Raw genomic sequence first — 20621 nt, 5'->3', positions numbered from 1 at the left:
TATGGAGAATTATATAGAGAATTTAAACTGGCGCTATGCGACCAAAAAATTTGATACTACAAAATCTCTAAGTAAAGAGGACGTAGAGAAATTGCAAAAAAGTATCCAACTTTCCGCTTCATCTTATGGGCTTCAACCTTATGAGGTATTTGTAATTTCAGATAAAGAAACCAAAGAAAAACTTAAAGCTGCTGCCTGGGATCAGTCGCAACTTACCGATGCTTCCCACGTATTTGTTTTTGTTGGACTTAAGAAATTAAATGAAGCTTATATAGATGCTTATCTAGAGAATATCAGTAAAATTCGAGAAATTCAGGTTCAGGATCTGAGTGGTTTAAAAGATATGCTGACTTCTAATATTTTAGGAAAGTCTGAAGATCAACAAAAGATCTGGGCACAAAAGCAAACCTATATCGCATTAGGAAATCTACTTTCAGCTGCAGCTCATTTAAAGGTGGATACCTGCCCTATGGAAGGTTTTGATGCTGAAAAGTTTGATGAGATATTGGGGATTTCAGGAACAAATTTAACTACCGCTGTTATTGCCACGGCTGGGTATAGAAGTGACGAAGATCAATTACAGCACGCCAAAAAAGTAAGAAAACAAGAAGAGGAATTATTCCATTTAATATAAATCAAAACTAAATTAATTAAAACCAAAAATTGTTATGAAAAAGAATCTATTTAGAGGTGCCCTTGCATCTACAGTTATTGTATCTCTTTTATCTTTTACCAACGTAAACGCACAGGAAAAGAAAATTGATGTAAAAGAAAGTTCAGTACAATGGGAAGGTGAAAAAGTAACCGGATCTCATTATGGAACGATCGATTTTAAAGAAGGACATTTTATCGTTGAAGATAATGAACCAAAAGGAGGAGAGTTCGTAATAGATATGACTTCTATCACAGTTACCGACTTAGAAGGAGAGGACAAAGGTAAGCTTGAAGGACATTTAAAGTCAGATGATTTCTTTGGAGTTCAAAAATATCCTAATTCTAAACTGGTAATAACCAGCGTAGCCAAGAAAAGTGATAATACTTTCGGTGTAGTTGGAGATCTTACTATAAAAGAAGACACTCATTCAGTAACTTTTGATTTAGATTGGAGTAAAAATTCAGCTTCTACAGAACTTACTATAGACCGCTCTAAGTACAATGTACGTTATGGTTCTGGAAGTTTCTTTGATAACCTTGGAGACAAAACTATCTACGATAATTTTGAACTGGACGTAGAATTAAAATTCTAAACTGTACCGGGAAGAAAATTGCTATTGAAAAAGAAAAATTGAATTATTATGGAAAAACAAATAAATACCCAGGCCAGTAATATCGCCTGGAAAGGAAAGAAAGTTTTAGGATCACACTCAGGAACCATCGATCTAAAAGATGGGAAATTCAAGTTTGAAAACGATGAAATAGTAGGTGGCGAATTTGTAATGGATATGACCACAATTACTGTAACAGATCTTAAAGGAGACGATAAAGCAGGATTGGAAGGTCACTTAAATTCAGATGATTTCTTTGGAGTAGATAACCATCCAACTTCCAAACTGGTAATTACCAGCGTAGCCAAAAAAGATGATGGCACTTATGGTGTGGTTGGAGATCTAACAATTAAAGAAAACACTCATCCGGTAACTTTCGATTTAGATTACAACAATAATACTGCTACTACCAAATTAACAATAGATCGTTCTAAATATAACGTGAAATACAATTCCGGTAGCTTTTTCAGCGGACTTGGAGATCAAACGATTTACGATAATTTCGATTTAAATATTGAGTTGAAATTCTAATAATTAGATTGCACAATTCCAGCCGGAAAAGTTAAATTTACTTTTCCGGCTTTTCTTTTTATAAAATCGACTTGTTTATTTAAAAGAGCTTTCTATCTTTGAAGCAATGAAAGCCAATAATTGGCATTTATTATATTTTATGAAAACAATTACAGCAAATACCTGGTGGTGGAAAAATTTACGTCAAACGTCGTGAAGTAACATCGCTATAGTATAATCTCATACAAAAGGCTTGTCTCACGACAAGCCTTTTTTTATGAAGTTTTCTGTCATTTCCGCGAAGGCGGAAATCTCAAAAAACACAGAATTGAGAAATACGATATTAAAAAAGACTCCCATTTTTAAGAGAGTGACTGAAATAAATTATGAATACAGACTACCAATATTACGTTTACATCATTACAAATCGTAAATATGGAACACTATATATTGGGATTACAAGAAACCTGAAACAAAGATTATATCAACATAGAAATCGAAACCTAAAAAGTTTTAGCAGTAGATACCGACTTAATAAACTAGTATATTATGAAAAATTCGAATATCCGTCGTTGGCGATTAAAAGGGAAAAACAACTTAAAAAATGGAATCGACTCTGGAAAATAAATCTGATAAACGATTTCAACCCCGATTGGGAAGATTTGACTGTAAGATTTAAATAACTCAAACAGAAACATACTAAATAGACTCCCGCTTTCGCGGGAAAGACAAAAGAATAATTCATGTACCAACTAAAAACCACCCATAAAAAACTCCTAGCAGATACCATTACACCGGTGAGTGTTTATTTAAAAGTTCGGGACAAATATCCTAACAGTCTCTTGCTGGAAAGTAGTGACTATCACGCCAACGACAATAGTTTCTCGTATATATGCTGTAATCCTATCGCTTCTATTAAGATTCAAAACGAAGTGATTACCGAAGTTTTTCCTGACGGAAGTAAAAAAACAACAGAGATCACTCCTGGAGTTAACGTGCCCCAGCAAATCCAGGAATTTTCAAAACAATTCCAAACTGAAGATTCTGATTTTAAATTTATCAATAACGGACTCTTTGGCTATATCGCTTATGACGGAGTTCGGTATTTTGAAGATTTAGAGATTAAAAAACGAAATGGTGATCTTAAACTTCCGGATATTTATTACGCGGTTTATCAAAATATTATCGCCATAAATCATTTTAATAATGAAGCTTATATTTTTGATCATAGCTATGATACCGATTCAAAGATCGCTGAAATCGAGCAACTGATAAAAGTCAAAAATTTCGCGACCTATAATTTTGAACGTCAGCAGGAACCAATTTCTAACCTCACCGACGAAGAATTCAGGGAAAATGTAAGCCTAGGGAAAAAGCACTGCTATCGTGGTGACGTTTTTCAAATTGTGCTTTCGCGCAGATTTTCTCAGAAATTCAAGGGAGATGAATTCAATGTTTACCGCGCTTTACGCAGCGTAAATCCTTCGCCCTACCTTTTCTATTTTGACTACGGAAACTTTAAAATATTTGGAAGTTCGCCTGAAGCCCAACTGGTGGTTCAGGACGGGCAGGCAGAAATCCATCCAATAGCCGGAACTTTTAAACGTACCGGAAATGATGAGGAAGACGCTGAACTAGCCAAAAAACTTGCCGCCGATGAAAAGGAAAATGCCGAACATGTAATGTTGGTTGATCTGGCTCGTAACGACTTAAGCCGACACGGTAATAATGTAAAAGTGGAAAAATATAGAGAAATCCAGTTTTTCTCCCACGTGATCCATTTAGTAAGCAAAGTTACCGGCACCAAAGATCCAAAAACACCTACAATGCAGGTGGTAGCAGATACTTTTCCGGCGGGAACTTTAAGCGGCGCGCCTAAGCATAGTGCGATGAAGCTGATAGAAAAATACGAAAATGTAAATCGTGATGCCTACGGCGGGGCAATAGGGTTTATGGATTTCCACGGAAATTTTAACCACGCCATTATCATTAGATCTTTTGTAAGTAAAGATCATCAATTACATTATCAAGCCGGCGCAGGTGTTGTTTCAGAATCTGTAGAAGAAAACGAATTACAGGAAGTTTACAATAAACTAGGGGCGCTAACCAAGGCATTGGATATCGCTGAAGATATATAAGGAATAAAAACAATACGTCATCCTGAATTTATTTCAGAGCTTGCTCCGAAATTTATTCGGAGATCTAAAATATTAGAATCTGAAACGATCCCGAAGCTTCGGGACAGATTGACGCAACTTTTAGTATTAAAAACAGAATTTTACACCAGGTAGAATGAAAAAAATATTAGTTATAGATAATTACGATTCTTTTGTGTACAACCTTGTACATTATTTAGAAGAATTAGATTGTGAGGTCACGGTTATAAGAAACGACCAGTTAGAGCTGGAAGACGTGGAGAAATATGATAAGATTCTGCTTTCTCCAGGCCCCGGAATTCCCAGTGAAGCCGGATTATTAAAACCTATCATAGAAAAATATGCTTCTTCAAAAAGCATCCTGGGCGTGTGTCTCGGGCAACAAGCCATAGGTGAAGTTTTCGGCGGGACCTTGGGCAATCTGGAATCGGTTTATCACGGCATCGCCACCACGATGGATCTTTGTGTAGACGATGAACCACTTTTTAAAGATCTCCCAAAAACAATGAAGGTAGGCCGCTACCATTCCTGGGTAGTTTTAAAAGAACTTCCCGATTCTCTGGAAGCTACTTCCTACGATGAAAAAGGGCAAATCATGTCTCTTCGTCACCGCCAGTTTGATGTGCGTGGAGTGCAGTTTCACCCAGAATCGGTATTGACTCCAGATGGGAAAAAAATGATTCAGAATTGGGTAGAATCATAGTCATTTCCGCGTAGGCGGAAATCTTTGAGAAGTAAGAAAAATTCCAATTAAACAGATTCCCGTCTTCACGGGAATGACAAAATTAGATATGAAAGAACTACTAAACAGGCTTATTAATCACGAAACCATCTCCAAAGATGAAGCGAAGCAGGCGCTTTTCAGTATTTCCAATGGAGAATATAACGAAAGCCAGATCGCCGCATTTCTCACGGTTTATATGATGCGAAGCATTACTATAGAAGAGCTGGAGGGATTTCGGGATGCGCTTTTAGAACTTTGTGTAGCCATAGATTTAAGTGCTTATAACCCTATAGATCTCTGCGGAACCGGTGGAGATGGCAAGAATACATTTAATATTTCTACCACTTCCTCTTTTGTAACGGCAGGAGCGGGAGTAAATGTGGCGAAACACGGAAACTACGGAGTTTCTTCGGTAAGTGGTAGTTCTAATGTTATGGAAAGCCTGGGAATTAAATTTAGTAATGATGCCGGATTTCTTGAAAAATGTATCGCTGAAGCAGGAATTTGCGTGCTGCACGCTCCCCTATTCCACCCGGCAATGAAAAACGTCGCGCCAATTCGGAAGTCGCTTGCGGTAAAGACTTTTTTCAATATGCTTGGGCCAATGGTAAATCCTGCTTTTCCGCAAAATCAGCTTGTAGGAGTTTTTAACCTGGAACTGGCCAGAATGTATGGTTACTTATATCAAAACACCGATAAGAATTTTACCATTTTGCATGCTTTGGATGGTTATGATGAAATTTCCCTTACCGGAAATACGAAAACCATTTCTAATAATTCTGAAGGCATGCTAAGTCCGGAAGATTTTGGAGTGGAAACCCTAAAACAGAAAGAAATTGCCGGTGGCGGTTCTATAGAAAGTTCTGCAGAAATTTTCGTGAATATATTAAAAGGAAAAGGCACTAAAGCACAAAACAACGTGGTTTGCGCCAACGCAGGAATGGCGATTGCCACGGCGAAACAAATTAGTGTCAAAGAAGGTTTTGAAACTGCCCGGGAATCTATAAATTCAGGGAAAGCTTTAAAGGCACTGGAGAAGTTACAGGAATTGAGTAAGTGAAAAAGATTGCCACGTCAGGTTAACACCTTCCTCGCAATGACAAATTTAAAAAAGACCGTCATTGCGAAGGAGGGACGACTGAAGCAATCTTTTGAATAGAATTGCTAATATAAAAACAGATTGCCACAGGCTTCGCCTTCGCAATGACGAGAATTAAAAATCGTGACCGAGAACAGACAACAAAAAATGAACATTTTAGACAAAATAATAGCCGATAAACATAAAGAACTGGTTTTAAAAAAGCTGGTAGTTCCCGTTTCACAATTGGAAAAATCGGCGCTTTTTGAACGGCAAACGGTTTCCCTGGCAGAAAAATTGAGAACCAGTAAAACCGGAATTATTGCTGAACATAAAAGGCGTTCCCCCTCAAAATCGGTTATTAATCAGGATTTAAATGTTGAAGACGTTGCCAAAGGTTATGAAGATGCAGGAATTTCAGGAATGTCTGTACTTACCGATGGCAAATATTTCGGCGGATCTTTAGACGACTTACTTTATGCCCGTGCGACGGTTAAAATGCCTTTATTGCGAAAGGAATTTATTATTGATGAATATCAACTTTTGGAAGCAAGAGCTCACGGGGCAGATGTGATCTTACTTATCGCTGCGGTGCTGGAACGGGAAGAAATTAAAAGACTTTCAGAATTTGCTAAAAGTATAGGTTTAGAAGTATTACTGGAAGTTCATAATGAAGATGAATTGCAAAAATCTATTATGCCCAGTTTAGATATGTTGGGTGTAAATAATAGGAATTTAAAGACTTTTGAAGTCTCGACAGACATTAGCAAAAAGCTTTCAGAAAAGATCCCCAAGGATTTTGTAAAAGTTTCTGAAAGCGGAATTAGTTCGGTTGACGCTATTAAAGATTTACAGCAATTTGGGTACAAAGGCTTTTTAATTGGTGAGAATTTTATGAAAACTGATAATCCGGGCAAAGCTGCGGCTGAGTTTGTAAAAACACTGAATAAGTTATAAATAAAAAATGTCATTGCGATTCTGATCGAATCAGGAGAAGTAATCTATTGTTGGAAATATGAAAAACTTAAAACTCAAAATCTGTGGGATGAAGCATCCCGAAAATATCAGCGAAGTTGCGAAACTTCAGCCTGATTATATGGGATTTATTTTTTATGAAAAAACTCCCAGGTATTTCGAGGCTAAAATGCCGGAAATTTCTTCAGCAATTAAAAAAACAGGTGTTTTTGTTGATGAAGATATCAATATTATCCTTGAGAGAATTAAAGAGCACGATCTAAATGCTATACAGTTACACGGAGCAGAAAGTGCGGCTTTTTGCGCTGAATTAAAAACCCTATTGATCGAAACCGAGGTAGAAATTATAAAAGTGTTTTCTATTAAAGAAGATTTCGATTTTGGAAATTTAAAAGAATATGAAGCTGTGGTGGATTTTTTCCTTTTTGATACTAAAGGGAAAAATAAAGGCGGAAACGGAATTACTTTTAATTGGGAAGTTTTAAAAGATTATCCTTCAAAAAAGCCTTTTTTTCTAAGTGGAGGAATTGGACCAGAAGAAGTTGATGCTATTTACGAATTACAAGCATTTTTTAAGGAAAAGGGAAAAGAAAATTTGCTGTACGCCATAGATGTAAATAGTAAATTTGAAGAGGAAGCCGGTTTTAAAAATATTGAAAAACTAAAAGAATTTAAAAAGCGGTTTTAAAAATAACTACGTCATTGCGATCCCGATAGGGAGAAGCAATCATTTGTTTGAATATCGCAAAAGATTGTTACGGTCGCTGCCCTCGCAATAACAATGTAGAAATTAGTGCATTCGTGGCGAAAACTACTATACCCGAAGTCCTGCAAGGTTTCCAAAACCTTGTAGGTATGATTAAAAAACATTTGGGCGGAAGACTATTAATAAAAAATTAGTGCATTCGAAGCACTCAAATAAAACAAATAAAAATGAGCTATCAGGCTAACGAAAAAGGATATTACGGTGATTTTGGCGGGGCTTTTATTCCCGAAATGCTCTATCCAAATGTTGAGGAATTGCGTTCGCAGTACCTAGATATTATGAAAGAGGAATCTTTTCAGAAAGAATTTAAAGATCTGTTGCGGGATTATGTAGGGCGTCCAACACCGCTTTATTATGCTAAACGTTTTAGCGAAAAGTACAATACAAAAATATACCTTAAACGGGAAGATCTTTGCCATACCGGTGCTCACAAAGTCAATAACACCGTAGGACAGATTCTAATGGCTAAACGCCTTGGTAAAAACCGAATAATCGCTGAAACCGGCGCAGGTCAGCATGGTGTAGCTACGGCTACCGTTTGCGCGCTTATGGGCATTGAATGTATTGTTTATATGGGGGAAATTGATATTGAACGACAAGCCCCAAATGTGGCCCGAATGAAAATGCTTGGAGCCAAAGTAGTTCCGGCAAAATCGGGAAGCCGCACCTTAAAAGATGCTACTAATGAAGCTATTCGCGATTGGATCAACAATCCACTGGATACTCATTATATCATTGGTTCTGTGGTTGGTCCTCACCCCTACCCCGATATGGTTGCAAGGTTTCAGGCAGTAATTTCTGAGGAAATTAAAGTTCAGCTGAAAGAAAAAGAAAATCGAGAAAATCCCGATTTTGTAGTCGCCTGCGTAGGTGGAGGAAGTAATGCAGCCGGAATTTACTATCATTATTTAGACAATCCGGAAGTTGGGATTATTGCGGTGGAAGCTGCCGGAAAAGGTATACAAAGTGGTGAAAGTGCCGCGACCTCGGCTTTGGGAAAAGAAGGTATTATTCATGGCAGTAAAACGCTATTGATGCAGACCGATGACGGACAAATTACTGAGCCGTATTCAATTTCTGCCGGACTTGACTATCCCGGTGTGGGCCCAATGCACGCCAATTTATTTAGAAGTGGCCGCGGGGAGTTTATTTCCATAACCGATAAAGCGGCTATGGATGCAGGCCAGGAACTTGCAAAGCTGGAGGGTATTATTCCCGCTATTGAAACTTCTCACGCCCTGGCGATTTTTGAAGATCGAAAATTTAAAAAAGATGATGTTGTAGTAATCAATCTTTCGGGTCGTGGCGATAAAGATTTGAGTACGTATATTGATTATTTTGATTTGTAGAAAGCCCCCTAACCCCCAAAGGGGGAATTATTATAAAAGTTTAAAATAAAATATGAGTTATCGTCAACCTGAACTTGTTTCAGGTTCTAAGATGAGTTTGATATATCAGCTTAGATTCTGAAATGAATTCAGAATGACGTATACAGTAATATAGATTGCTACGAGTGCTAAAAATTTAAGAATAAAAAATATTAGTGTATTCGTGGCGAAAAAATTGAAAACAAATAGATTCTGAAATATCTCGAAGTTTCGGAACTGAATGATGTAAAAATAAAGATTGCCGCGGTGCTGCCCTCGCAATGACGAAGAACATATTAGTGTATTCGTGGCAAGAAAATAAGACAACAACTTAGATTCTGAAATGAATTCAGAATGACGTATACAGTAATATAGATTGCTACGAGTGCTAAAAATTTAGGAATAAAAAATATTAGTGTATTCGTGGCGAAAAAATTGAAAACAAATAGATTCTGAAATATCTCGAAGTTTCGGAACTGAATGATGTAAAAATAAGGATTGCCGCGGTGCTGCCCTCGCAATGACGAAGAACATATTAGTGTATTCGTGGCAAGAAAATAAGACAACAACTTAGATTCTGAAATGAATTCAGGATAATGATTTATAAGATTATTGAAAATGAACAGAATAAATAAAAAACTTCAGGAAGAGCAAAAGATGCTTTCTATCTATTTTACCGCCGGTTATCCTGAACCCGAAGATACAGTTTCCATTATTCAGGATTTAGAAAAAAACGGGGTAGATTTTATTGAAATCGGTTTGCCTTTTAGTGATCCCCTGGCTGATGGTCCAACAATTCAGGAGAGTTCCACAAAAGCGCTTAAAAGCGGAATGACCACCAATAGACTCTTTGAACAGCTTAAAGGAATTAGAGATTCTGTGGAAATTCCACTGATTATTATGGGATATTTTAATCCTATTCTTCAGTATGGTGTAGAGAAATTCTGTAAAAAATGTGCTGAAACCGGAATTGACGGACTTATAATTCCAGATCTACCCGTTGATGTTTATAATGAAGAATACAAGTCGATTTTTGAGGAAAACGGACTTCAGAATATTTTCCTGATCACGCCGCAAACTTCTGAAGAGCGTATTCGCTTTATAGATTCAGTTTCCAACGGATTCATCTATATGGTAAGTATCGCGAGTGTTACGGGTTCTACTTCCGGATTTAGTGAGGAAACCAGGGATTATTTTAAAAGAATTTCAGCAATGAAACTTCAAAATCCGCAAATTGTAGGCTTTGGAATTAGCGACGAAGAGACCTTCAACCAGGCTACAGAATACGCAAAAGGCGCCATTATTGGTTCGGCGTTTATTAAGCACCTCAATGCTAACGGAAAAAATAATATAGGCGATTTTGTGAAAAGCATCAGGCCGGTTTAACCAAATTCTAACATGCTCTTGGCAGGTTTTAAGTTTTTGAATTCTTATCTTAGTAATTGAACTTAAAAAACGACAATTATGGGCGGTCCTATTAAAGATAATAAAAGAACGAGAGATAAAGATCAAACTAATCCTACCAATCCAACAGGAAAAACTGATAAAGATACCAATCAGGTAGATTACGATGAAAAGACCATAAAAGATCAACAGAATAAAAAATAATTTATGGGACGTGGAGATAGAAAAACAAAACGTGGAAAAATTGCAATTGGCACGAATGGTAGGCTAAGACCTAAACGTAAAAAATTTAAGGTGAAACCAACCACCATGGCCGAACAGGAAAAGAAAGAATTACAGTAGTTGTAAGTTGACTACGTCTGAAAACCCTGAATTTGAAAGTTTATACTTTTAGATTCAGGGTTTTTGTTTTTATTGACCTTTTTTTATATTATGTTTATTTATTCGTCACCCCGAATTTATTTCGGGGTCTAAGTTGAAATCAAGTTTATAATTTCAATCATGTTAGATGCTGAAACGAGTTCAGCATGACGTGTGGCTCGCTCGCGATGATAGTAATGAGACTGTCGCCACCAATACACGAATATTTTAGTTCGTCATTGCGAGGAGGCGTTAGTCGACGTGGCAATCTGTTCTTTTTGGAATCGGTTGTCGGTTGTGAGTTGTCGGTTTGTTGTTTGTTGTTTGGGGCTTATTGTTTCGGATTGCAGGTTTAAAAATTCTGCCTCTCTATTCTCTTCTCTTACCTCTTCACTATTCACTTTTAACTACAAAGCATTTCTCGATACTTACGTCGGAAACTCGAAGTGACGGAGGAAACATTAGCAAAGATCGCCACGCTCGTAATTCACTTGTGATGATGAACACCTAAATTTAAAACCACTCTCTATACTGCATTACTCTAAAATCTATCGTATTAAAATCTTTATCCTTTTGCTTTAATTGTTTATAAAGTTCCATACTGCCAATAGCACGATTGGCCGAACCCGATGGAGCGGTTAAAGAAACCGTTTTTATAAGTCGGCCGTTTAGCACAAACTGGTGAATCCTGGGCACCTCGTTAGAAATAACTTTTAACCTAATATCACTTTTAACTTCCTTGAGATGTCTTCTGAAAAAATATTCAGGGCCATTTTTGGAATTTCCACCGGTAAAAAGCAGGGTCTCTATTTTTGGGTGTTTTTCTAAAATCCCCACCATATCCCGAAGTTCCACCTTCTGCATCCCAAGATCGGAAGCATCAACCTTTTCCCTCCTACTGCTTTCTACCATATCGCAGATACCAATTCCTCTTTTCTCAAGAAAATCTTTGCGTTGCTCTATAGCTGCTTTCGTAGTTTCGAATTTAAGATCGAGATCAAAAATATTATCCAAAACGATCCATAAAAGTCCGTCACGACTGCCGTAACAGAAATTGACATCTCCTTCCTTAAATTCCCCTTTTGTAAATCTGGGAGGCGGTAATGTGCCTACAATTAGTTTTGTAGCATTTTCGGGAATAAAAGGTTTAAAAGGATGTGTATGGTGAAACATGTCGCTTCGCGGTTTTTTGTTTGGGGGTTTGTTGTTTGGTGTTTATTGTTGCTTTAAATTTTAAAATAAAAAACTGTCTTACCTTTTCTTTTTTGCATTGCCCAAAAAAGAAACAAAAAAGTCTAGGCTTACGAAACTTTAACTAGATTTATTGCTCAACCACTAAATTTTAGGAACTCGCCAGCGTAATAGGTTAAACTTCAAAATCCGTTTGGCTCAAACAGCCTAAAATTTTACGTGGTTTTCGCTTCAAATCTGACGTTAAACTTTCGATAGGCCGAAAATTTGGTTACATTTTATTTAAGTTTAATAACCAAATCATCGGCAAAAACCATGGTGCCTTCTTTATGAATTATTTCATCTATTTCGCCTTCTTTATTCGCCGTGATGGTGGTTTCCATTTTCATGGCTTCAATTACAAATAATGGTTCATTCTTTTTCACTTTTTGTCCTTTTTCGACTAAAATTGAAGAAATAGAACCCTGAATTGGTGCTCCTACTTCTTTATCGTTCGATTTATCGATCTTTTTGTGAACCACTTTTTCAACCTTAACCGACTTATCCTGAATTTTCACCGTTCTGGTCTGGCCGTTTACTTTAAAAAATGCGTCTACGAGTCCATCTTCATCTGCAGTTCCTACCGATAAGAATTCGATAAGCAAAGTTTTTCCTTTATCCATTTCTACGGTAATCTCTTCTCCGGGTTGCATTCCGTAGAAAAAATTAGGAGTCGGAATATTCATTACTTCTCCAAATTTTCGGTAATGATTAAAATATTCGGTAAATACCTTTGGATATAATTTATACGAAAGGAAATCGGTCATTTCCAGTTTTCGGCCCATTCCTTCTTTAAAAATATCACAGAATTCCTTAAACTCCTTTTCAAAATCTATAGGTTCTAAATGCGCATTTGGTCTATCGGTATAAGGTTTTTGATCTTTTAAGATGATCTTTTGCACCTCAGCTGGAAAACCACCGTGAGGTTGCCCTAAATCGCCTTTAAAGAAATTCACCACCGACTGCGGAAAAGAAAGGTTTTCGCCCTTCTCCATCACATCTTCAATACTCAAATTATTACTCACCAGGTACTGCGCCATATCGCCAACTACCTTACTACTCGGAGTAACTTTAATAATATCGCCAAAGAGCTTATTCACTTTAGAATACATCGCGGTAATCTCGTGAAACCTGGAAGCCAGGCCTAAAGATTCGGCTTGTGGTTTCAGGTTGGAATATTGCCCACCGGGAATTTCGTGTTTGTAAACATCGGCAGTACCGGCTTTAAGTCCGCTTTCAAATGGGAAATAATACTTTCTTACCGCCTCCCAATAATGCGAATATTCATTGAGCTTCTCCATATTGAAATCGGCTTTACGTTCACCAGATTTCGTCATTTCCACCATAGAATTGAAATTAGGTTGCGAGGTAAGTCCGGAAAGTCCACCCAGCGCTACATCTACCACATCTACTCCGGCCTCTATGGCTTTTAAATAAGTAGCCGCCTGTATAGACGAAGTATCGTGGGTATGTAAATGCACCGGAATATTGATCTCAGCTTTTAATGCGGAAACCAGTTCGCCGGCAGCGTAAGGTTTTAATAGTCCGGCCATATCTTTTATCGCTAAAATATGTGCCCCGGCATTTTCAATATCTTTTGCCAACTGAAGATAATAGTCCAAGTTATACTTACTGTTTTTGTCAAGTATATCGCCGGTATAGCAAATTGAAGCTTCCGCAAGGCCAGAAGTATTTTTACGTACATATTCAATACAGGGCGCGATAGATTTCATCCAATTCAGGGAATCAAAGATCCTAAAAATATCTACCCCGTTTTCCCAGGCTTCGGCTACAAATTTTTCGATTAAATTATCCGGATAAGCGGTATAACCTACACCATTAGAACCTCTCATTAGCATTTGCAGCAAGATATTCGGCATCGCTTTTCTAAGCAATTGCAAGCGCTCCCACGGATTTTCTTTTAAAAATCTAAGGCACACATCAAAAGTGGCACCTCCCCAAACTTCCATACTAAAGGTTTCGGGATGATTTTTAGCAAAACCTTCAGCGACTTTCAGCATATCTGTACTTCGCATCCTGGTGGCCAGCAAGCTTTGGTGCGCATCTCTAAAAGTGGTATCGGTAAAATGAATTTTCTTTTCATTCTTTAACCATTCGGCAAACTTTTCTGGACCCAGTTCAGTAAGCAAATCTTTGGTTCCTTTTGGATATGATGCATTTCGATCAAAAGCAGGAACATCGGCTTTTATAAGTTTTGGTTTTTCTATTATTTCCTTTACATCGGGATTCCCATTTACAACCACATCTCCCAAAAATTCAACCATCCTGGTGGCACGGTTTCGGGTTTCTTTCAGTTTAAATAGATCGGGATTATTGGCGATAAAATTCACCGTTACGCTCCCCTCCCTAAATTTTTCATGCTGAAGAATATTATCTAAAAACGGAATATTAGTTTTTACGCCCCTAATTCTAAATTCAGCTAAAGCCCGACGCATTTTACGGCAGGCACCGTCTAAAGTTCTTCCACTAGCGGAAACTTTTACCAACATAGAATCAAAGAAAGGCGAGATGGTCACGCCCTGATACAAACTCCCTGCGTCAAGCCTAATTCCAAATCCTGAAGCACTTCTATACGTCGTAATGGTTCCATAATCTGGTTGAAAATCGTTGGCGGGATCTTCGGTGGTAATTCTACATTGCAGGGCAAATCCGTTAGTGCTTAGCGAAGCCTGATCTTTAATTTTTATCTGCTCGTCGCTTAGTTTATAACCGCCGGCAATAAACAACTGCGCTTTAACCAGGTCTATTCCGGTAACGACTTCGGTAACGGTATGCTCCACCTGAATTCGTGGATTCACCTCAATAAAGTAAATACTACCATCGTGATCTACCAGAAATTCGACTGTACCAATATTATTATAATTCACCGCTTTACAAATATTCACGGCATACTCATAAAGTTTCTCCTTAGTGGTTTGGTCAAGGTTATAGGAAGGTGCGAATTCGATTACCTTCTGGTAACGACGTTGTACCGAGCAATCTCGCTCAAAGAGATGCACCATATTCCCGTGGTTATCTCCCACGATCTGGATCTCAATATGCTTCGGATTTTCAATAAATTTTTCAATAAAAACGGTATCATCGCCAAAGGCATTCAGCGCTTCGCGTTTAGATTCTGAAAAAGCTTTTCTTAATTCAGCTTCTTCTCTAAGCACTCGCATTCCACGGCCTCCACCACCACTGGCGGCTTTTAGCATTATGGGATAGCCTATTCGGTTGGCTTCTTCAATGGCAATATCCAGACTTTCCAGATCTTTTTCGTTGCTTTGAATAACCGGAACATTATTTTTTACCGCTACTGTTTTCGCAGTGACTTTATCGCCCAGGCTTTTTAATACTGAAACCTCAGGCCCAATAAAAATAATATCATTGTCTTTGCAGGCTTGTGCAAAATCGGCGTTTTCAGAAAGAAATCCGTAACCGGGATGAATAGCATCGGCACCTACTTCTTTGGCGGTATTGATTATCGCATCTATATCCAGGTAAGGTTTTAAGGGCTCTTTATCGGGGCCTATTTGGTAAGATTCATCGGCCTTATAGCGGTGCAGGGAGTAGCGATCTTCAAAGGTAAAAATACCTACAGTTCTTATTCCTATTTCAGTGCAGGCCCTAAAAATTCGAATCGCGATTTCCCCACGATTGGCCACCAATACTTTTTGAATCTTCATTTTTTTAATTGAGTTAGTTAGCAATAGTTAGTTGTTGCTGTAAACTATTAAAACATTCAGAAGAAACGGTGGTTTGTTATGCTAAAATTTATATAAAAGTTGTTTCGGTTGTCGGTTCTCGGTTGGCAGTTGTCGGTTCTGTTGTTTGTTGTTTGGGGTTTATTGTTTCGCGTTGTGCGTCATTGCGAGGACTGCGGTAACGGGACGTGGCAATCTGCTCTGGAATAGTTGTGGGTTCTCAGTTGTGAGTTGTCAGTTTTGTGTTGTTTGTTGTTTGGGGTTTATTGTTTAGCGTTACTCGTCATTGCGAGGAGACGCAGTCGACGTGGCAATCTGTTCTGTATGGTTAGTTGATAGTTAGATTCGTGAATTGACAGCGTCATTGCGAAGAAGGAACGATTGAATCCATCTTTTTTTAATTATGAAGGCTTTACTCCAGCTCTCTTCACCCTAACTCTTCACTATTCACTAATAACTTTTAACTATTCAGTAAAAAATACCCATTAAACTGAAACGCCACGAATTCACGAATATTTTATTTCGTCATTCCGAGGAGGCCATAGCCGACGTGGCAATCTGTTCTGTGTGGTCAGTTTGGAGTTTAGAGTTTGGAGATGGTAGTTAGATTTGTGAATTGACAGCGTCATTGCGAAGGAGGAACGACTGAAGCAATCTTTTTTAATTATGAAGGCTTTACTCCAGCTCTCTTCACCCTAACTCTTCACTTTTCACTATTCACTTTTTACTTTTAACTAAAAAGCACTTCTCGATACTTCCGACTAACGTCGGCAACTCAAAGTGACGAGAAATTACAACCACAGATCGCCGCACTCATTCTTCGCTCGCGATGAGGCTGGAAAATATACACTGAAAACTGAGAACCCACAACCGAGAACTGAAAAGAACTATCGAATAAAAACCGGCTCGTTTTCCTTTTCGGTGTGTTCTTCGCTGAAACGGTAATCCATATAATCAAAACCTTTAAGTTCTTCCAGGGTTTTTACGTCTTTGTCTATAATATAACGCACCATAGAGCCACGGGCCTTTTTCGCGAAGAAACTGATGATCTTTAATTTTCCGTTTTTAAAATCTTTAAAAACCGGCGAGATCACCTCAGCTTTTAGTCTTTTGGTATCTATAGCTTTAAAATATTCATTGCTGGCCAGATTGATAAACAGTTCGCCATCTTCCATTTCCTCATTCAGGAGTTCGGTAACTTTTGGTTGCCAAACTTCATATAGGTTATCCTTGCGTTCTATACCTACCGAAGTTCCCATCTCTAAACGATAAGGCTGCATGAGATCCAGCGGTTTTAGCACGCCATAAAGTCCGGAAAGGATGCGCAAACTATCCTGTAGGCGGTCCAGTTTTTCGGTGGGAATGGTATAAGCATCCAGGCCTGTATAAACATCGCCTGCAAAAGCATACATAGCAGGGCGAGAATTCTTTTTGTTGTGTTCTTCTTCAAAATCCTGGTAGCGGGTATAATTAAGATCGGCGAGCTTATCGCTGATGCTCATCAATTCAGAAATCTCATTTTTGGTCATTCTTGCCATCTTACGATTAAGTTTGGCGGTAGTTTCCAAAAAAGCCGGCTGTGTGCCGCGAGTAGTAGGTAATTTAGATTCGTAATCCAGGCTTTTGGCCGGAGAAACAACAATTTTCATACTTGGCTGATTTTTGTTTCAAATATAAGTGAAAGCATAGAAACCGGGAAAGCCGGCTTTTATTAGTTTTTTATGGAAGTATAGTTATGAATTATTGCTATTGAATAAATTTTCAAGCCGCAAACGCCCTTGTAATTTCTACTATGGAAAATTACTCCAGCTCGATTTTATCAATTTCGAGTCGAAAATCTTCTGCTTTTTTATTCCCGATTAAAAACCGAATTTCCTGAATGGTTTCTGCAGAAAAGTTGGGAAGATCCAGTTTGTTTCCGCGAAAAACCGGTTCCATTTCCTTTAGCGGAACCTCAACCGTTTGCCAGTCGCCGGTAGTTTTGAATGTATAAATATAGGAAGCTCTATCCTGTAAATTGGCTTTCATCCTGAATTGATAAGACTTCCCGTCCCCTTTTAATAAAATAAGCGCTTTTTTGTAGCCTTTGATATTTTTAGATGGAAAATGATACTGCACCGAAGCGAAACCGCCATTGTTTTCCAGAGAAACCGAACCTTTAAATATAGCATTTCCCTCGTCGCTGCGTTCCAGTTTACTGCTGGAATTACCACCCATCACCACATCGTTCTCCACTTCCCAGGCAGACCAGTCCGTAGTAGCGCTAAAATCATAAAGAAGTAATTTACTCATCGTCAGGATTATTAAAAACAAGAAGCATTGTTGCTGAAGCATTTTTTGTTTTCAAGTTATGGTTTTTTATTGATAATCAACTACTTATGGAAATAAGAATTCCATGAGAAAATAAATAGTGGATAAAATTTGATCGCTTTACGGAAAACCTTTTTTGGTTTCTGAATTAAATGTTAAATTGGCTAAATACTTAGCAACAATTCAACCTCCCAGTAAATGCTGAACTTCTACTATAAAGATTCTATCAAATCTTTTACCGAAAAAACTACAAATGAAATAATAGGGCAAATAACTAATTTTAATCAATTTGACTCCAGTCGAAATCAAAATAAGTCCTGGAAGTATCAAATTGAATCTCTTCAACAAATTTTGAAGCCGTATAATGGAACAATATTTTTTGAGTTCTCTATTCCACGAATGGGTAAACGAGTAGACGTAATTCTAATAGTGGAAAATATTGTTTTTGTAATTGAGTATAAGGTTGGAGAAAATAAATACCTAAGCTATAATCTTGAGCAAGTTTGGGACTACGCTTTAGACTTGAAAAATTTTCATCAGCCAAGTCATAATATTGTGATGGCTCCCATTTTAGTAGCAACTGAAGCCAAAGAGTCCTTCATAGAAATAGCGACTACTTCCCACAATGACAATTTGATTTTACCAATTCGTACGAACTCTGAAGATTTGAGTAATGTAATTCAATCTATAATTACCTTCTTCCAAGATGAAGAAAGCCAAATCGAAGGTAAAGTTTTTTCAGAAGGCCGATATTCGCCTACTCCCACTATAGTTGAAGCCGCAGTTTCATTATATAATGATCATACTGTAGATGAAATTACACGCAGTGATGCGGAAGCCAAGAATTTAACTGCCACTACATCCTCAATATCTGAGATAATAAAGATTGCGAAATCACAAAGCAAAAAAATAATTTGTTTTGTTACTGGAGTTCCAGGAGCTGGAAAAACTTTAGTTGGTCTTAAAGTTGCTACAACCCATCTTGAAGACAAAAATAAAACAGCAAGTGTTTATCTATCTGGAAATGCTCCATTAGTAGCTATCCTTCAAGAAGCACTGGCAAGAGATAAAGTACAAAATGAAAAAGATAAAGGAAATAAAATTACAAAGGCCAAAGCAAGAGCAGGAGTTAAAACCTTTATTCAAATTATACATCATTACAGAGATGCCTATTTAACTGATCCCAATCCCCCTTATGATCACGTAGCAATTTTTGATGAGGCACAAAGAGCCTGGAATAAAGAACAAACTATCAAGTTTATGAAACAAAAAAAAGGGCAAGATGATTTTAATCATTCGGAACCCGAATTTCTGATTTCTTGCCTAGACAGGCATAAAGATTGGGCAGTAATTGTTTGTTTAGTAGGAGGTGGTCAAGAAATTAATACAGGGGAAGCAGGAATTTCAGAATGGTTAGAGGCTATCAAAAATAAGTTCAATCATTGGGAAGTTTATATTTCGCCAAATCTTACCGATTCAGAGTATGCAGCGAAAAAATCAATAGAAGATTTAAATAAAAAAACAAAAGTCTCATTTGATGAAAACTTACACCTATCAGTATCAATGCGTTCATTTAGGGCTGAAAACCTCTCTAACTTTGTAAAGAATATTCTCGACTTAAAAGTTGAGGAAGCTCAAAAAACTCTTAAGCAGATCAATAATAGTTATCCAATTGTACTGACTAGAGATTTAAAAAAAGCTAAAAAATGGTTGAAAGAAAAAGCCAGAGGAAGTGAGCGCTTCGGTATTGTTGTTTCTTCACAGGCACAAAGGTTAAAGCCATTTGCGATAGATGTTAAATCTCCTATGAATCCAGTACATTGGTTTTTAAATGGCAAAGATGATGTTCGATCATCTTATTTTCTTGAAGACGTAGCTACTGAATTTCACGTACAAGGATTAGAGCTAGATTGGGCTTGTGTTACTTGGGACGGAGATCTACGGTATTCTGAAGAAGGATGGAAAACATTCTCTTTTAAAGGTAAAAAATGGCAAAATATTCGCAAAAAAGAAAGACAAAACTATCTTATAAACGCTTATAGAGTTTTACTGACAAGGGCAAGACAAGGAATGGTTATAGTCATACCTGAAGGAGATCCAAACGACCAAACTAGAAATCCTGATTTTTATGACCCTACATATAACTATTTAAAAAACATCGGATTGGAGTTATTGTAAAATATGCACCCTCAGACTTTACATTAATTTATTTTTGATCAAAAGTTTTTTCAATAATCTCAATTTTATTTTCTAATAAAAGCTGATAAAAATTTTTAAAAGCTTCATCTTTTAATTCTGTTTCTATTTGCTTTATTTTTTCTTTGATCTCAAGCTTGCTTTTTTCTCCAATTTCTTTTATAAATTTTAATCTATTTAATTCGTCGGTAAATTCATTGTAAAGAAGCTTATCCAAATCATTGATATAGGCGATTCTGGAATCAGACTGATAATGATTTAAAAACGAAACTAAAAAATCCTCTAAATTTTCATCAGGGTTTGGAAGTTCCAGTAAGTCGGCATTTCTAAGGAAATCACCAGGATGCTTTCTGTATCTAAAATATGCTTTTTTCATAGCTTGTTTTGCGTTAGGGATTGCAGTGGAAATCCTTTTTGCGAGGAACGAGCAAAAAGATTGCAGCGTAAAGCCCGACCCGTTAGGGGAACGCCCAAATTATCTTTCTAATTTACAAAAACCTTCACCAATGTTCAAGCCATCAAAAGCTCCTATTTTCTTAATTTTGAAATAGGAATTTCGGGGAAAATACAATT

The 20621-nt window shown here is 37.4% G+C and carries 19 protein-coding genes; 14 read left to right on the top strand and 5 right to left on the bottom strand.

Annotated elements, in window-relative coordinates:
* The first annotated feature begins 1 nt into the window (after position 1).
* From FG27_RS13860 to FG27_RS18990, 13 genes are all read left to right on the top strand, one after another.
* A complete protein-coding gene (locus FG27_RS13860; protein ID WP_037320118.1) occupies positions 2-634 on the top strand; it encodes an NAD(P)H-dependent oxidoreductase in 633 nt (210 codons plus the stop codon).
* A 34-nt stretch (positions 635-668) separates the two neighbouring features.
* The gene (locus tag FG27_RS13855; protein ID WP_037320116.1) at positions 669-1247 is read left to right on the top strand and encodes a YceI family protein; all 579 of its coding nucleotides are present in this window, start codon (positions 669-671) and stop codon (positions 1245-1247) included.
* Between the two features lie 48 nt (positions 1248-1295).
* Positions 1296-1796, top strand: coding sequence for a YceI family protein (locus FG27_RS13850; protein WP_037320114.1), 501 nt, complete (start codon positions 1296-1298; stop codon positions 1794-1796).
* Positions 1797-2161: 365 nt separating this feature from the next.
* Positions 2162-2458, top strand: a complete 297-nt coding sequence (locus tag FG27_RS13845) for a GIY-YIG nuclease family protein (RefSeq protein ID WP_037320112.1) — start codon at positions 2162-2164, stop codon at positions 2456-2458.
* 60 nt (positions 2459-2518) lie between these two features.
* Positions 2519-3913, top strand: a complete 1395-nt coding sequence (locus tag FG27_RS13840) for an anthranilate synthase component I family protein (protein ID WP_037320110.1) — start codon at positions 2519-2521, stop codon at positions 3911-3913.
* Between the two features lie 154 nt (positions 3914-4067).
* Positions 4068-4634 (top strand): aminodeoxychorismate/anthranilate synthase component II, encoded by a 567-nt coding sequence (locus FG27_RS13835; RefSeq protein ID WP_037320109.1) that lies wholly within the window; start codon positions 4068-4070, stop codon positions 4632-4634.
* An 88-nt stretch (positions 4635-4722) separates the two neighbouring features.
* The gene (gene trpD, locus FG27_RS13830) at positions 4723-5715 is read left to right on the top strand and encodes an anthranilate phosphoribosyltransferase (RefSeq protein WP_037322309.1); all 993 of its coding nucleotides are present in this window, start codon (positions 4723-4725) and stop codon (positions 5713-5715) included.
* Positions 5716-5901: 186 nt separating this feature from the next.
* The gene (gene trpC / locus FG27_RS13825; protein WP_037320107.1) at positions 5902-6690 is read left to right on the top strand and encodes an indole-3-glycerol phosphate synthase TrpC; all 789 of its coding nucleotides are present in this window, start codon (positions 5902-5904) and stop codon (positions 6688-6690) included.
* A 58-nt stretch (positions 6691-6748) separates the two neighbouring features.
* Positions 6749-7396: a phosphoribosylanthranilate isomerase gene (locus FG27_RS13820; protein ID WP_231563331.1), complete on the top strand. Its 648-nt coding sequence runs from the start codon at positions 6749-6751 to the stop codon at positions 7394-7396.
* 245 nt (positions 7397-7641) lie between these two features.
* Positions 7642-8823, top strand: coding sequence for a tryptophan synthase subunit beta (gene trpB, locus FG27_RS13815; protein WP_037320103.1), 1182 nt, complete (start codon positions 7642-7644; stop codon positions 8821-8823).
* Between the two features lie 636 nt (positions 8824-9459).
* Positions 9460-10227, top strand: coding sequence for a tryptophan synthase subunit alpha (trpA, locus tag FG27_RS13810; protein ID WP_037320101.1), 768 nt, complete (start codon positions 9460-9462; stop codon positions 10225-10227).
* 78 nt (positions 10228-10305) lie between these two features.
* The gene (locus tag FG27_RS19280) at positions 10306-10449 is read left to right on the top strand and encodes a hypothetical protein (RefSeq protein ID WP_197051688.1); all 144 of its coding nucleotides are present in this window, start codon (positions 10306-10308) and stop codon (positions 10447-10449) included.
* Positions 10450-10452: 3 nt separating this feature from the next.
* The gene (locus FG27_RS18990; RefSeq protein ID WP_081912623.1) at positions 10453-10587 is read left to right on the top strand and encodes a 30S ribosomal protein THX; all 135 of its coding nucleotides are present in this window, start codon (positions 10453-10455) and stop codon (positions 10585-10587) included.
* A 531-nt stretch (positions 10588-11118) separates the two neighbouring features.
* Here the strand turns inward: FG27_RS18990 and FG27_RS13805 are convergent.
* The 4 genes from FG27_RS13805 to FG27_RS13790 form a co-directional block, all read right to left on the bottom strand.
* Complete coding sequence (locus FG27_RS13805; RefSeq protein ID WP_037320099.1) at positions 11119-11778, bottom strand: uracil-DNA glycosylase family protein; 660 nt, start codon at positions 11776-11778, stop codon at positions 11119-11121.
* A gap of 296 nt (positions 11779-12074) precedes the next feature.
* Positions 12075-15524: a pyruvate carboxylase gene (locus tag FG27_RS13800; RefSeq protein ID WP_037320097.1), complete on the bottom strand. Its 3450-nt coding sequence runs from the start codon at positions 15522-15524 to the stop codon at positions 12075-12077.
* Positions 15525-16429: 905 nt separating this feature from the next.
* Positions 16430-17191 (bottom strand): peroxide stress protein YaaA, encoded by a 762-nt coding sequence (yaaA, locus tag FG27_RS13795; protein ID WP_037320095.1) that lies wholly within the window; start codon positions 17189-17191, stop codon positions 16430-16432.
* 151 nt (positions 17192-17342) lie between these two features.
* Entirely contained in the window at positions 17343-17834 is a 492-nt protein-coding gene (locus FG27_RS13790) for a CIA30 family protein (protein ID WP_037320093.1), read from the bottom strand.
* A 216-nt stretch (positions 17835-18050) separates the two neighbouring features.
* On the opposite strand from FG27_RS13790, the gene FG27_RS13785 reads away from it, so the two are divergent.
* Complete coding sequence (locus tag FG27_RS13785; protein ID WP_037320090.1) at positions 18051-20030, top strand: DUF2075 domain-containing protein; 1980 nt, start codon at positions 18051-18053, stop codon at positions 20028-20030.
* 28 nt (positions 20031-20058) lie between these two features.
* Here the strand turns inward: FG27_RS13785 and FG27_RS13780 are convergent, their stop codons facing one another.
* Positions 20059-20424, bottom strand: coding sequence for a hypothetical protein (locus FG27_RS13780; RefSeq protein WP_037320088.1), 366 nt, complete (start codon positions 20422-20424; stop codon positions 20059-20061).
* Between the last annotated feature and the right edge of the window lie 197 nt (positions 20425-20621).

It is taken from the genome of Salegentibacter sp. Hel_I_6 (assembly GCF_000745315.1).
Taxonomy (GTDB): domain Bacteria; phylum Bacteroidota; class Bacteroidia; order Flavobacteriales; family Flavobacteriaceae; genus Salegentibacter.
This window is presented reverse-complemented; position numbering and strand designations above follow the sequence as displayed.

Coding starts and splice junctions, on each gene's coding strand:
- FG27_RS13785 (WP_037320090.1), top strand. CDS start 18,051: ATGCTGAACTTCTACTATAAAGATTCTATCAAATCTTTTACCGAAAAA.
- FG27_RS13805 (WP_037320099.1), bottom strand. CDS start 11,778: ATGTTTCACCATACACATCCTTTTAAACCTTTTATTCCCGAAAATGCT.
- FG27_RS13780 (WP_037320088.1), bottom strand. CDS start 20,424: ATGAAAAAAGCATATTTTAGATACAGAAAGCATCCTGGTGATTTCCTT.
- FG27_RS13845 (WP_037320112.1), top strand. CDS start 2,162: ATGAATACAGACTACCAATATTACGTTTACATCATTACAAATCGTAAA.
- FG27_RS18990 (WP_081912623.1), top strand. CDS start 10,453: ATGGGACGTGGAGATAGAAAAACAAAACGTGGAAAAATTGCAATTGGC.
- FG27_RS13790 (WP_037320093.1), bottom strand. CDS start 17,834: ATGAGTAAATTACTTCTTTATGATTTTAGCGCTACTACGGACTGGTCT.
- trpC (WP_037320107.1), top strand. CDS start 5,902: ATGAACATTTTAGACAAAATAATAGCCGATAAACATAAAGAACTGGTT.
- FG27_RS13800 (WP_037320097.1), bottom strand. CDS start 15,524: ATGAAGATTCAAAAAGTATTGGTGGCCAATCGTGGGGAAATCGCGATT.
- trpD (WP_037322309.1), top strand. CDS start 4,723: ATGAAAGAACTACTAAACAGGCTTATTAATCACGAAACCATCTCCAAA.
- yaaA (WP_037320095.1), bottom strand. CDS start 17,191: ATGAAAATTGTTGTTTCTCCGGCCAAAAGCCTGGATTACGAATCTAAA.
- FG27_RS13840 (WP_037320110.1), top strand. CDS start 2,519: ATGTACCAACTAAAAACCACCCATAAAAAACTCCTAGCAGATACCATT.
- FG27_RS13850 (WP_037320114.1), top strand. CDS start 1,296: ATGGAAAAACAAATAAATACCCAGGCCAGTAATATCGCCTGGAAAGGA.
- FG27_RS13820 (WP_231563331.1), top strand. CDS start 6,749: ATGAAAAACTTAAAACTCAAAATCTGTGGGATGAAGCATCCCGAAAAT.
- FG27_RS19280 (WP_197051688.1), top strand. CDS start 10,306: ATGGGCGGTCCTATTAAAGATAATAAAAGAACGAGAGATAAAGATCAA.
- FG27_RS13860 (WP_037320118.1), top strand. CDS start 2: ATGGAGAATTATATAGAGAATTTAAACTGGCGCTATGCGACCAAAAAA.
- trpB (WP_037320103.1), top strand. CDS start 7,642: ATGAGCTATCAGGCTAACGAAAAAGGATATTACGGTGATTTTGGCGGG.
- trpA (WP_037320101.1), top strand. CDS start 9,460: ATGAACAGAATAAATAAAAAACTTCAGGAAGAGCAAAAGATGCTTTCT.
- FG27_RS13835 (WP_037320109.1), top strand. CDS start 4,068: ATGAAAAAAATATTAGTTATAGATAATTACGATTCTTTTGTGTACAAC.
- FG27_RS13855 (WP_037320116.1), top strand. CDS start 669: ATGAAAAAGAATCTATTTAGAGGTGCCCTTGCATCTACAGTTATTGTA.